Here is a 13,318-nt window from a genome sequence, read left to right on the forward strand (position 1 = left end):
GTGGCTGGTGTCGATAGGGTGGCGGCTACAGGATGGTCTCTTTCGAACTCGGGCCGGCGTTCTGGGTCACGTCGTAGAACTTGCCCCCCTCGGCGGCGACCTGCTTGAGCATGTCGGTCGGCTCGAACCGCTTGCCGAGCGGCTCCAGTGGTTTGAGGCGCTCCAGGATCGCCGCGGCGCCGATCGTGTCGGCCCAGTGGAACAGCCCGCCCTTGTGCGGCGGGAAGCCAATCCCGAGGATCAACGCCAGGTCGACGTCACGGACGTCGGCCGCCACGCCGTCCTCGAGGGTGCGGGTCGCCTCGAGCAGCATCGGCAGCATCAGCCGGTCGACGAGCGTCTCTGGGGTTGGCGGCGCATCGACCGTGCGTTCGGCCGGCGACTGCGCGATCAGCTTCGCGACCTCGTCGCTCGGCACGCCGCGGGGCGGCTTGCCCGGCTTGGTGGGCGGGTAGTCGAAGAACCCGCGGCCGTTCTTCTGGCCCAGGCGTTGGTGCTCGACCAGCTGCTCGACGATCCCCGCCGGCACGACGCGGTCTGGGAACGCCTCGAGCATCACGCCGCCGGCGTGCAGGCAGGTGTCCAGGCCCACGACGTCGTACAGCGTGATCGGGCCCATCGGCATGCCAAAATCTTTGGCGGCCCGCTCGATCTCCTTGATTGGATGCCCCTCACTGACCAGCAGGGCGGCCTCGTTCATGTACGGCAGCAGCAGCCGGTTCACCAAGAACCCGGGGCCGTCGTTGACGATGACCGGCGTCTTGCCGAGTCGGCGGGCGTAGTGCGCCATCGCGGAGATGGTCGCGTCGCTGGTCCGCTTGCCGCGGATTACCTCGACCAGCGGCATCTTCCGCACCGGATTGAAGAAGTGCAGGCCGCAGAACCGGTCGGGGTGGGCCAGCCCCTCGGCCAGTTGGCTGATTGGGATCGTCGACGTGTTGGAGCAGAGGATGGTCCGCTCGCCCAGGTGCCGCTCGAGCCGCTCGAACAGCTGACGCTTGGCCTCGAGGTTCTCGATGACCGCCTCGATGACGATGTCGGCCCAGCCGAGCTCGGCGTCCGATAGCGCGGCGTCGATCAACGCCGACCGCTCGACCGCCAGCTCCGGGTCGACCCCCTTGATCTGCTTGTTGTACGAGGCCTCGCGGACCACGCCAGAGATCCCCGCCTGCAGGGCCTCCTCACGCATGTCCGACATCGACACCGCGATGCCCCGTTTGACGTTGGCCGCGGCGATCCCCTGGCCCATAATGCCCGCGCCGATCACCGACACGCGGTTGGCGTGCTGCCAGTGCTCGGAGCTCTCGTCGGGCGACTGCCGCGAGCCGACATCGGTCTTCTTCGCGCGGTCCTGCAGGAAGAACACGTTGAGCAACGCGCGGTTGACGGGCGAGCCGAACAGCGGGGCGAACCGCGCGGCCTCCATTTGGCACGCGGCGTCGAGGTCGACCTGCGAGGCCTCGAGCATCAGCTCGAGCGCCGCCAGCGGGGCAGGGTAGTGGCCGCCGGTCTGGCCCTGGATGTACGCACTGGCGGTGGCGCCGAGGAACCCAAGCTCGGTCGGGTTGATCGCGATCGGCTCCGACCACTTGGCCCGGTCTGCCAGGTAGGCTCCGCTGGCGCGTTCGGCGGCAATCATCCGCCGGGCCGCGTCGAGCAGCTGCGTAGCGTCGCCGACCAGGTCGTCCGCTAGGCCGAGCTTCGCGGCCTCGTGGGCCGAGACCGATTCGCCGCTGGTGACCAGCTCGACCCCGTTCGACAGGCCGATCATCCGCGGCGTGCGGGCGGTGCCGCCCCAGCCGGGGAACAGGCCGAGCTTGACCTCGGGGAAGCCGAGTTGGGTCTTGTCGCTGGTCGTCAGGATGCGGCGGTCGCACCACACGGCCAGCTCGGCCCCGCCGCCGACGCAGACGCCGTCGATCGCGGCGACCGTGATGTAGTCGCTCTTGGCCAGCCGGCCGAGCAGCAGCTGGCCCCGCCGCGCAACCTGCTGGACCTGTTCGTCGGATTGGTCGATGCCGGCGGCGAATTCGGTCAGGTCGGCGCCGGCGATGAAGATGCCCGGCTTGGCCGACAGGAACACCAGCCCGGTGACGCCCGACTGCCCCGGGGCGTCGGATTGCTTGTCGAGCGCGTCGAGGTGGGCCTCGATCTCGTCGAGCACGCCGCTAGAGAGCAGGTTGGCGCTGCTCCCCTGCCGATCGAGCGTGAGCACCGCCAACCCATCTTCCTGGACAGCGAGCGACGTGTGAAAAGAGCCTGCCATACCGGAAGAATACACCGCTGACGCCCGCCGGGCTACCGCGTGCCGCGTCCAATACAGCAGCGAGCGGTCCCCCGTGCCCGGCTGACCGGCGCAGTCCGATTGGCCGGCGTCTGGCCGGCCGGCGCAGGGCGAGCGTTGACACCCACCGCCGCGACGGGTCATCCTACGGCGACATGAGCGATTCTCCTGAACAAGACGGTCCCACCGGCCCGATGGCCAGTCCTGCCCGTGGCTGGGCGTTCCCGCTGCTGCTGATGGCGGTGCTGGGGGCCGTGGTGCTGTGGAACACAATCCGGAGCAGCCCCAACGTCAAGCCTGCCCCCACAAATGGCCCAGTTGAGGGCGAGGTTGTGGTCGAGTTGAACGTCGAGGGTCAGCCGCCGCTCGAACGGGCAGTTCCCCCGGTTGGCGGCAACGCCCTGTCGGCGCTCCAGGCCGCCGGAGAGGCGTCCGACGCGTTCCGGCCAGACGTCAGCGGGAGCGGGTCTTCGGCGTTTGTGGAGGCTGTCGGGGGGGTCGGAAATGAGGGCTTCGGGGGACGCAATTGGACGTTCGAGGTCAACGGCCGGCCGGCCGACCGCAGCGCGGCAATCACTCCAGTCAAAGACGGCGACCGCGTCTTGTGGAAGTTCGCCCCGCCCGAGTAGGATCTGGGGAGACGCCGCGGCCGCTTGAGTGGGCCGGGCCTTGCGAAACGCTCTATTGAGCCTCGCGCCGACACTCGCAGTGGGTGGCCCTGAGTCAGGGACTCATCCACTGCGCAACTATCTACAGGAGCTTGGGACCGTGCGGGAACAGACGATTAGGGATTCGGTCATCTTCATGCTGCTCGTGGCGATTGGCGTGGCGGGCCGCTGGGGTCAACCCGACTGGTGCATCACCCCGATCGCCGCGACCTCGCTGCTGGCCGGCTACTGGTTCGGCCGGTCGTCGATTGCCGCCCTGGTCCCGCTGAGCACGATGCTGATCAGCGACGCCGCGCTCGACGGCTACCAGAACTTCGGCGTGATGCTCGCCGTGTACGCCGCGATGGCCGCCCCGGTGCTGCTGGGCCGCTGGCTCCGCCGCGGCGAGGGCGCCCGCTGGGCCGCCAAGCTGGCCGCCAGCTCGCTGCTCCCCGCGACGCTGTTCTTCCTCGTCAGCAACCTGGCCGTCTGGGCCTGGTCGGCGCAGCCCTACTACGAGAAGACGCTCGCCGGCTTGGTGCAGTGCTACGCGATGGCGGCGCCGTTCTACGGCCGGATGCTCGCCGGCGACATGGCGTTCACCGCTCTGCTGTTTGGCGCGATGCTGGTCGCCGCTGGCGACACCGCGAAGCAACGCGCGGCGGCCTAACGCCCAACCGCCCAAGGCTCAACCGCCCGTGGCCCAACCACCCGTGGCCCAACCACCCGTGGCCCGGCCGCTGCCGGACCAGACCTGCTAAGGATTAGCGGCGCCGCCAACCCGCGGCCGCTGCTGCCAGCACCATCCCAAGCGTTGCGGCTAGCGGCTCGGGCACACTCCTCTCGCTCGAGTTGCCGCTCGCCACAAGCTGCGAGGCGCCGTAGTTGTTGCGCCACAGGTCGTAGTCGCTCTGCTGGTACTGCGAGCCAAGGCCGGCCCGCCACACGGTGTAGTCGGCCGCGTCGACCACGCCATCGGCGTTGAAGTCGCCCGCCAGGCCGCCTGCCGAGAGCACCAGCTCGCCCCCCTGCTGCGCCAGGGTGAAGCCGGGCGTGATCGAGTCGAATGCGCCCGCAAAGCCGCTCGCAGTAGCGATCACCCACGAACCACTCGCCGGGTCGAAGCCGTCGAGCAGCGCGACCGCCAGCTCGCCTCCTAGCGTCAGCGTCCCGCCCACAAAGACCGCGTCCCCTAGCGTCGGCGACGCCAGGTCGATCGCGAGGACGCCGTCGTTCAAGGTCAGGTCGCCCAGCACCTCGGTCACGCCGATCGACTCGCCGGGCGACAGCGTGCCGCCGTCGTTGGTCAACGAGAAGCCGACCGTGTCGGCGCTGAGCACCCCGCCGGTGAAGTTGAACACGCCGCCGGCGCCCTTGAGCAGGGTCCCGGTGCGGAGCGCCCCGCCGGAAAGGTTCAGCGTGGCAGTGGCGGCCGGGTCGTCGCCGATGACCGTTGCGCCGTCGCTGAGGCCGTGCGGCGCGTCCTCGACCTCCAGCCAGCCCGCGGTGATGTTGAGCGTCGCGTCGCCGCCCGGCAGCGTGCCCAGCAGCAGGTTGCCGGCGTGCTGGCCGACCGCGTCGACCGCCACCGTGCCGGCGTCGATCACGGCGGTGTCGAACCGTGAGGGCTGCCACGGGTGCACGGCCGCGGCGTCGGGGTTGGCATCCCAGTTGAGGATGTGGGCGAAGCGGCCGTCGCCGTGGGCGTTGTTGAACACGATCGCGCCCGGCGCCGGCCAGGCGGCGATCTCGTTGAGGTACTCCTCGAGGTTCGTGTAGCCGTCGGAGTCGAAGTCGTCGGCGTCGTCCCGGGCGTTGGGGTCGAGTCCGTGCTTCAGCTCCCACGCGGTCGGCATGCCGTCGCCAACGCCGTAGCCGATGTCGGCCTCCGTGTCCCAGCCGGCGGCGCGGCTGGTCTGCGGCGTGTTCTTCAGGGCCCGCCACTCCTGGCCCTCGCTGGGGTCGTTGTCCCAGGGGTCGTCAGCCCAGGCGACAATCTGACCGGTTCCGGTGCGGGTCTCGTGGACGATCCGCTCGTCGGGCGTGTCGATGACGTCGTCGCGGTTCCACCAGTTGGCGCCGACGTAGTCGAGCACGCGGCTGTAGGCGTCCTCGGCCGATTCGGTAGCGCCGTTGTAGGTCACGACGCCGCCGGACCAGAACGGGGCCAGGCCGCTGAGGGAGATCGCGACGCTGTCGTCGGCGTCGCCGTCCTTGTTGGTGTCGATGCGGTTGCCGGAGCGGTACAGGCTAGAGCTGCTGAACACGCTGGTCCCGCCCCCTTGGGTGGTGATCGCGGTGTTGTTGCCGCCCACCGGGTTGTCGCCGCCGTTGCCCGCCAAGTAGAAGTTGCCAACCAAGTTGGCCCTGGCCGAGCCGCGGATCGCGCCGGCCGTGCCCATCCAGTTGTAGAACACGTTGTTGCGGAAGTCGTAGTAGCCGGCGCCCCCCTGCATCTGTGGCACGCGGCTCTTGTGGTGCGCGTAGAGGTTGTGGTGGAAGCTGATCGCGGCGTTGTTGCCGGCCTCCAGCAGCGAGCCGAGCGCGTGCCCGGTGAAGCCGCCCCCCTCGGCGTCCCACTGCGGGTAGTTCTGGCTCTGTGAGATGTTGCTGTACTGGATCGTGACGTTGCTCGCGACCTCGTTCATGGAGATCGTTTCGTCGGTGGCGTACAGCGTCGTGACGTGGTCGATCATCAGGTTCGTGCCAGCGATGTCCATCGCGTCGTAGACGGTGGCGTCCGGGTAGAGGCCGGGGCCGAGCGAAGAGGGCGTCGGCGTCGGGTTGTCGGGGAACGCCTCGCCCGGCTTCCACCAGCCGCGTGTGCCGTAGCCCGAGGCGACCGTGATGTTGCGGATGACGTTGTTGTCGCCCTGCGGCTTGAGCCCGCCCCCCATGAAGATCACGCCGGCGCCCGGCGCGGTCTGCCCGGCCAGCGTGATGTTCGTGCCGCCGATCGACAGCCGCGACTGCGCGTCCCAGCCGTTGCCGTTCGGATCCCAGCCGGTCTGCGGCAGCCGGCCGAGGTTGAACACGCCGCCGACGTCGAACACGATGGTCCGCGGCACGCCCGCCGGGAAGTTGCTGTTGTTGAGCCCGTAGCGGAGCGTGCCGAAGTCGAACCGCTGGGAGTCGTCGATCGCGGAGTTGAGCTTCGTGACGTGGTACACAATGCCGCCACGGCCGCCGACCGCGTACGCCCCGGCCCCGTCGGCGCCGGGGAAGGCAGGCAGCGGTTGGGCCGCCGCAGCGGCCGCCAGCAGGGGTATCGCGGCGGCAGCCAGCAGGAGCGGCCGGGCGGCGCTGCGGAGGAGCACGAGGGGTGAGCAGGCAGGAGTGAAGGCGGTCATCGGCAGTCTGGCAAGGAGCGGCTGCGGGGCGGTGGGAACAACCCACTGCGAGGGAGCCGTTCATTATCGCGCCGTTCGCCAACGGAGTGGGCTTGGAGTCCCCCTATTTTCAGACGCACGGCCAGTCTGCAAAGAAGGGCGCCTTCTGCCAGCCGTCTTTGCGGACTCGGGCTCCACCGCCGGCCGCTGCCGCGGATGGACACAGCCGCGACGGAAAATTCCTGTTTTTGTGGCGGGTGTGGACGGCGTTTCCGGCCCCTCTATTCGGCCGCTGCGCAACTCTCGTCGGGTGACGAACGCCGCGGCCATCGGGACGCGACCAGCTGGCGCCCCGATCGAGGACCTCTTCCCGAGCAATCCGCCATGCCCTCGGACAAGCAGCCGGCCGCCCGGCGGCGCCGCCGTGCTCCCCTGTTTCTGCTGTTGCTAGCCGCGGTCGCGGGGTTAGAGTTAATCGCGGGGTTCGATTCCGCCGCCGCAGAACCGAACCAGCCGCGTCAGGCCAGCGGCCGGCGGCCCCAGCTCGCCGCGACGGCGCCGCTGCAGCAACGCCAACAGGCCCAGCAGCTGCCAACCCAGCTGCAAGCGAATCTGCAAGCCCAGCTGCAATCGCAAGGGCAGCAAACCCAGCAGCAGGCCCAGCAACAGCAGACGCAGCAGCAACAACAGGCCGTCCAGTCGCTGCAGCCCGCCGAGGCCAGCCGCACCCGGTCCTTCCGGCCCGCCCGGCGGCCCCGCTTCCCGCAGCGGGACGCCTACGTCATCCTCGGGTTCAACGACCTCGGCATGCACTGCATGAACGAGGACTTCTCGCAGCTCTGCATCCTGCCGCCGTTCAACACGCTGCACGCGCAGGTGATCCAGCGCCGCCGCGAGCCCCGCATCATCGACGCGGGCGTCGAGGTGAAGTACCGCATCCCGGGCAACACCACCTCGGTCACCAAGACCAACTTCTGGGAGCACGATGTCGACCTGTTTGGCGTCGACATGCCGGCCGACGTTGGGCTGACCGGGTCGACGCTCGAGGGCTCGATGACCCCCACCGGCGACAACGACTGGTCGGTCGTCGGCGTGCCGCTCACGCCGATCACCGACAGCGGGGCCCTGAACGCCTACAAGCTGGCCGAGATCTCGGTCGAGTCGCAGGGCCAGGTGCTGGCGATCACGCACGCCGTGGCGCCGGTCTCGTGGGAGATCAGCTGCAACCTCTGCCACGAGCCCGGCATGCCCGGCCCGATGGTTGACGCCGACATCCTCGCCAAGCACGACGCCAAGCACAACACGCAGCTGCTGGGCGGCCCGTCGGTGCTGTGCGCGTCGTGCCACTTCGACCCGGCGCTCGGCACGCCCGGTGTGCCCGGCGTGTCGTCGCTCAGCGAGGCGATGCACGCCTCGCACGCTGGCCGCATGCAGCCGGTGTTCGACATGGGACTGACCAACGAGTGCTACGCCTGCCACCCCGGCTTCGAGACCAACTGCCAACGCGACGTGCACTTCGCCAAGGGCATCTTCTGCGACAGCTGCCACGGGGACATGGCCGCCGTCGGCGATCCGACGCGGATCCCGTGGGTCGACGAGCCGACCTGCGGCGGCTGCCACAAGGCGATGCAGCCCGAGTTCCACTACGAGGAGCCCGGCAAGCTGTTCAAGGAGTCGCGCGGCCACGGCGGAGTGCTGTGCGCGTCGTGCCACGGCAGCCCCCACGCGGTGGGTCCGGCGGTCACCCCGCAGGACAACGTCCAGGCGATTGCACTGCAGGGCCACGCGGGCCCCCTGAACGAGTGCACCGTCTGCCACACCACGCGGCCGGGATCGAAGTTTGAGCACCACTTTGACGACTAGCGGCGCCGATCCCGGCTGCTTGGCTGGGTCGAGGTTGCCCAGCCGCTGCTGTTTCGTCGGAATCTCCGAACAACTCCGCGGGATGACTCCACCATGACTGCCGCCAACTCGCCTGCCGCCACCGCCGGTCGCCGCGTGGTCTGTTTCCTCATGACCGTTGGCGCCGTGCTGAGCGTCTGCGGTGGCAGCGCCGCCGCGTTTGAGATCCTCGACACGGCCGGGTTCGAGGGCTACAGCCCGGGCCCGGTCGTGGGGCAGTTCGGCGGGCTCAGCACCTGGACCACTGTCGGGGGGGGCGGCGGCTCGGCCCTGGTCGAGGACGCCGTCGGCATCGGCGGCACACGCGGTCTGCGTGTCGAGCGGGGCGACCGCTCCGACGACTGGTGGGCGGCGCCGTACAGCGGGTTCAACTTCCCCACCAGCCGGTTCGTGGTGGTCGAGTGGGACATGCGGGTCGAGGACCCGGGCGCGGCGGCCGGCGTCGAGGGTCCGTTTATCGGCGTCGAGGTGTACGACGACTCGTTCTACCCGCAGCTGCTCGGCTCGCTGGGCGTCGACGCCGCGACACGCGACCTGCTCTACCACGAGCCCGCCACCGGGGCATTCGTCGAGACTGGCGTCACGGCCGACGAGCAGTGGCGCCACTACCAGATCCGGCTCGACTACCTGCACGACCAGTTCGCCGTGCTGGCCGACGGCGTGCTGCTGGCGGACGATCCGATCGCGTTCGTCGACGGCCCCTCCGACACCTTTGGCGACGCCGACCTGGCCGCGTACGCCGCCGCCGCCGACCAGGCCTCGCAGCGCCAGACCGCTGCCGCCTTCTTCGACAACCTGGCGGTTTGGGAGGGCTCGCCCGGCGACTACAACCTCGACGGCCGCGTCGACGCGGCCGACTACACCGAGTGGCGGTCGAGCGTCGGCACGGCCAACCTGTTCGCCGACGGCAACGGCGACGGGGTCGTCAATCAGGGCGACTATGATCTCTGGCGTGCCAGCTATGGCGGTTCCTACCACCAGCCGCTGGCCGGCCCGACATCGGCGCCCGAGCCCGCCGCGGCCACGCTCCTGCTGCTCGGCGCGTGCGGGATGGTTCGCCGCGGCGCCACCCGCCGACCGCGGTCAGAAGCGAGTTGCTAGCGCGGGCGGCGCTCAGTTGGCGCCGAGCAGGTCCGCGGCGTCTTCTTCGCCCTCTCCGCTCGCCTGGCAGCCGGCGACGCGGTCGATCTGATCGGCCATCGACCGCACGCTGTCGGTCACGTCCAGATCGATGTTCGAGGTTTTGTTGGCGGTGTCGATGGCGTTCTGCACCGCGGACTCGATCGTCTTGAGCGACTCGGCGTCCTGGCCCGCCAGCGGCTTGACCGCCGCGAGGCCCTTCTTGAGCTGCTCCAGCTGCGACGCCAGCCCGGCCCGCTCGTACACCCAGCCCTTCTCGTCGGCGTGGAACCGGTTGGACTTCTCGAGCGCCGAGCCGAGCCCGCCGCGGCGGCGCTGGACCTCAACAAACTTCTCGGCCGCTTCACGCTCCGACGCGGCGACCGCGCACGCCAGGTTCTTGACGCCGCCGACCACCTCGTTGGCCACGGCCGGCGGCATGTCGTCCAGCGTCATCCGCTCCAGCAGCATCGCCGCGGTGCTGCGGGTCGCCAGGTCGACGTCCGGGTCGGTCACCAGCTTGGCGACCGCCTGGGCAAACACGCCGTCCTTGCCGGCCACGCCCATGTTGGCGATGGCGTTGGCGGCCTGCAGCTTGATCCAGTCCTGCACTTCTCGGCCGGTGCCGGGGCGGAAGTCCTCTTGGCCGGCCGCCTCGAGCAGCACGATGGCGGTCGCCTTCTGCTCGTTGGCGCCCAGCGCGGCGAAGTACTTGGTGTGGCGTTCGAGCCCGACCAACGCGGCGACCTCGATGTAGGTCGGCAGCTTCGCGCGGAACTTGACCACCTTGCACAGCATCACGTTGGCCTTGCCCAGCGGCACGACGCTGGGGTCGTTCTTGGTGGCGTACTTCTCGTCGAGCGAGCCGAGGATCAACGCCGCGTTGTAACGCATCGGCGCGGGGGCCCGGCTAGCGGCGAATACCTTCGACGCCCAATTGTACGCCTTCTCGGTCAGCTCCTTCTGCACCGTCGGGTGCGCGTCGTAGATGTAGCGGTTGAGCAAGTCGTCCCGCATGCCCGCCAGCTCGCCGAGCGACTCGGGGTCGGTCTGCTGCATGGTCGGGAAGTAGTAGCGGTCGAAGTACTGCTCGAACAGCTCGCGGTCGGCGCCGCTGACCGGCGACTTGATCATCCGCTGCACGGCGGTGCGCTTGAGGGCGAGCTGCCGCAGATTGATCTCGTCTTCCTGCGCGGCGGCCAGGCCGGGGGCGGCGAGCACCCACGCCACAGTCAGGCAAAACAGAGAACGCAGGCAGCTGAGGAAATGCACGGTCGAGCTCCGCGAGGAGTTGGGGGTTGTTCCAGGGGACGCGGCCGCGATTCGGGGCGGCCAGGCGTCGGGCGTTTGGCGTCGGCAACGGGGAGGCCACGCAAGGGTTCGTCACCCCCGCGGAGGAGTATTGCGGCCCCGCTCCGGTTCCGGCGGGCGTGCTTTGTGGGCGCAAGTAACCTCCACACTAGCAAGGGGTTGCGAAAAATGTCAAGCTTCCAATAGCAGACCTGCACGATTCTTCCCTACAACCCGGACAGAACCACCGTGACCCTGCTCTACCGACACCCCCAATTCCTCCAGCACGACACGGGCCTCCAGCACGACACGGGCCTCCAGCGCGACACGGGCAGCCACCCCGAGAACCCCGGCCGGCTGCGGGCGATCGACCAGCGGCTCGACGCAACGGACCTGCCCGCCCGATGCCAGTCGCCGGACTGGGGTCCCGCCAGCCTGGCGGACCTGCTGCGGGTGCACACGCCGGGGCACCTCGACACGCTCGACGCGCTGGCCCACCGCGGCGGCGGTCAGGTCGACGCCGACACGATCGTGAGCCCGGCCAGCATGGACGTCGCGCGGCTGGCCGCCGGCGCCGCGACCGACGCCGTCCGGCGGGTGGTCGCCGGCGAGGACCGGCGGGCCCTCTGCCTGATCCGTCCGCCCGGCCACCACGCCTCGGGCGACCGCGCCATGGGCTTCTGCCTGATCAACAACGTGGCGGTCGCCGCCCGGGCGGCGATCCAAGAGCTCGACCTCGACCGCGTGCTGATCGTCGACTGGGACGTGCACCACGGCAACGGCACGCAGGAGGTGTTCTACGGCGAGTCGAACGTCGGCTTCTTCAGCATCCACCGCTACCCGTTCTGGCCCGGCAGCGGCGCGACCGACGAGACCGGCGCCGGCGACGGCCTCGGCGCCAACCTCAACCTGCCAATCGAGATGGGCACGTCGCGCGACCGCTACCTGTCGTACTTCGCGCGGGAGCTCGAAGCGTTCGCCGACAAGATCCAGCCGCAGTTGGTGCTGCTCAGCGCCGGCTTCGATGCGCATCGAGAGGACCCGGTCGGCTCGCTCGGCCTCGAGAGCGAAGACTTCGTCAGCCTGACGCAAACGGTCAAGGACGTGGCCGCCACGCATTGCGAAGGCCGGCTGGTGAGCCTGCTCGAAGGGGGCTACAACGCCCCCGTCCTAGCCGAGTGCGTCGCGCTGCACCTTGAAGAGCTATTGGACGGGTAAGCCAAGCACACTCCCTCCCCCTCCGGGGGCGGGCCGGGGTGGGGGCAAGCGGTATTAGCTCAGCCCCTCGATCCCGTAGGTCAGGCTGTGCCTGACGAATTTCCCACCCGGTAAGAGAACGGCCCTCTGGCAGGCCCGCCTTCCGTCGTTCGCCGCTCCGAAGTTCACCGGCTGCATTGCCTGGAACCAAAACCGAACGCCAACGCCGCAGTGATTAGCGGGCCCAAGCACGAGGGTTCCGGCACCGGATACTGAGTCACAAACATGTGATCTGCGGTAGAGAGTTCCCCAAGCAACTCAAGGTCGGCGCTGTAATGGCGAGGGTTCTCACTCCGACTGCCTACCAGTAGATCGCCAGACGAAGTGACGAACATGTCTGCGGCGTAGGAAAAGTACTCGCTCTCTTTGACGTAGCCCCACTCCCAATCGACGCTCAGCAGGTTCTTGCCATTCAGTTGAGTTACGTAGACCGTGCTGTTGTCTGGGTTGTACTCGACGCCGACCACCCCACTGTACCTGAGACTGCTCGACCGGACGCTGCGCCTAACCCACCCAGAAGGTGAGAGTTCCAGAATATCGTCTCGCACCGCGACTAGGAGTCCGTCGTCTGGGAGGATCTTGACGTCGTATACGTAAGTGCCGTACGAACCGCTGTAGATGATCTTGCCCGAATCCGGCTCGCCTATCTCAAATCGCGTCAGTTCTCCATCTCCCGCGACATAGATGTGCTTGTCGTCGACGGCAATCGTGCCGTAGCCATCGTCGCCATGCATGTAGGGCAGGTCCTGACCGTAGGGGAGTCGCAGCTCGTAGGACACCTGCACGACACCGTCTTCCGTCACCGCACGGACATCAAATCCTGCCCCTGTCCTGGGAACCGTAGTCATGTAGAGCAGCCCGTCGGGACCGAAGGCCATGCCGCGCACCTCCCGCCCCATGTCAATCGAACCCACGACCTCTCCCGCCGGAGAGTGCTGTGTGATGACCCTTGAGCTGCGTTCCACCGTGTAGTAGTGCCCCGGGCTAAACATGATGGCGCCGCTGGCCACCGGGCATGCTACCAACAAGATCGCAAGCGAGAGCGTTGTTCGGATCATGAGCCTGTGTCAGAGTCTTCGCGTTCGGTTTGCGCTGCTGCCGCTGGTTTGTCCACGCACGCGTCGATGCGGTTATTTCACGCCGGGGAGAGAGACGCAAGACTGAATTGCTTGTGAGCCCGTGTCGGGCAGGGAGGGCCGTCAGGCACAGCCTGACCTACTGATCCGGCCGGTGACATAGCTATTCGGTGCCACTGTCCAGCTTGCTGGCAGTGCTGTGCGCCGACGCCGGATGGTCCCTTGGGCCCGACTTGGGCGTGGGGCAATCAACTCAATCGTTCTGTCGTTTCTGATTACGCACCGCTGCAATTGAATCCGCAGCGATCGGAGAGACACAGCTTCTACAGGCATGCTCTTGCGGTGTTCGCACTGCCAGCGAGCTGGCAGTGGCACCAAAAGAATTCAGTACAAGGTGAAATCTCTCTGCTGATT

The 13,318-nt window shown here is 68.4% G+C and carries 9 protein-coding genes; 5 read left to right on the forward strand and 4 right to left on the reverse strand.

Translation table 11 applies throughout. The features are described from left to right. Nucleotides 1–25 precede the first annotated feature (25 nt). Nucleotides 26–2,266, reverse strand: a complete 2,241-nt coding sequence (locus Pla123a_RS04390; RefSeq protein WP_146584339.1) for a 3-hydroxyacyl-CoA dehydrogenase NAD-binding domain-containing protein — start codon at nucleotides 2,264–2,266, stop codon at nucleotides 26–28. Between the two features lie 212 nt (nucleotides 2,267–2,478). On the opposite strand from Pla123a_RS04390, the gene Pla123a_RS04395 reads away from it, so the two are divergent. Next, entirely contained in the window at nucleotides 2,479–2,913 is a 435-nt protein-coding gene (locus Pla123a_RS04395; RefSeq protein ID WP_197527667.1) for a DUF4430 domain-containing protein, read from the forward strand. A gap of 139 nt (nucleotides 2,914–3,052) precedes the next feature. After that, nucleotides 3,053–3,601, forward strand: coding sequence for a DUF6580 family putative transport protein (locus tag Pla123a_RS04400; protein WP_146584341.1), 549 nt, complete (start codon nucleotides 3,053–3,055; stop codon nucleotides 3,599–3,601). A gap of 94 nt (nucleotides 3,602–3,695) precedes the next feature. Here the strand turns inward: Pla123a_RS04400 and Pla123a_RS04405 are convergent, their stop codons facing one another. Beyond that, nucleotides 3,696–6,281, reverse strand: a complete 2,586-nt coding sequence (locus Pla123a_RS04405) for a hypothetical protein (protein WP_146584342.1) — start codon at nucleotides 6,279–6,281, stop codon at nucleotides 3,696–3,698. A gap of 363 nt (nucleotides 6,282–6,644) precedes the next feature. Between Pla123a_RS04405 and Pla123a_RS04415 the strand changes: the two genes are divergently transcribed. Beyond that, nucleotides 6,645–8,123 carry a hypothetical protein gene (locus Pla123a_RS04415; protein ID WP_197527668.1) on the forward strand — a complete coding sequence of 493 codons (1,479 nt, stop codon included), beginning with the start codon at nucleotides 6,645–6,647 and terminating at the stop codon, nucleotides 8,121–8,123. Between the two features lie 93 nt (nucleotides 8,124–8,216). After that, on the forward strand, nucleotides 8,217–9,263 hold the full coding sequence (locus Pla123a_RS04420; RefSeq protein WP_146584345.1) for a hypothetical protein: 1,047 nt from the start codon (nucleotides 8,217–8,219) through the stop codon (nucleotides 9,261–9,263). Between the two features lie 12 nt (nucleotides 9,264–9,275). Here Pla123a_RS04420 and Pla123a_RS04425 read toward each other — a convergent pair whose 3' ends face one another. After that, entirely contained in the window at nucleotides 9,276–10,553 is a 1,278-nt protein-coding gene (locus Pla123a_RS04425) for a hypothetical protein (RefSeq protein ID WP_146584346.1), read from the reverse strand. A gap of 267 nt (nucleotides 10,554–10,820) precedes the next feature. Between Pla123a_RS04425 and Pla123a_RS04430 the strand changes: the two genes are divergently transcribed. Then, nucleotides 10,821–11,789 (forward strand): histone deacetylase family protein, encoded by a 969-nt coding sequence (locus Pla123a_RS04430; protein ID WP_231956321.1) that lies wholly within the window; start codon nucleotides 10,821–10,823, stop codon nucleotides 11,787–11,789. A 164-nt stretch (nucleotides 11,790–11,953) separates the two neighbouring features. Here the strand turns inward: Pla123a_RS04430 and Pla123a_RS04435 are convergent, their stop codons facing one another. Continuing rightward, nucleotides 11,954–12,886: a hypothetical protein gene (locus Pla123a_RS04435; RefSeq protein ID WP_146584347.1), complete on the reverse strand. Its 933-nt coding sequence runs from the start codon at nucleotides 12,884–12,886 to the stop codon at nucleotides 11,954–11,956. Nucleotides 12,887–13,318: the final 432 nt, after the last annotated feature.

The sequence above is a fragment of the Posidoniimonas polymericola genome (assembly GCF_007859935.1).
GTDB classification, from domain to species: domain Bacteria; phylum Planctomycetota; class Planctomycetia; order Pirellulales; family Lacipirellulaceae; genus Posidoniimonas; species Posidoniimonas polymericola.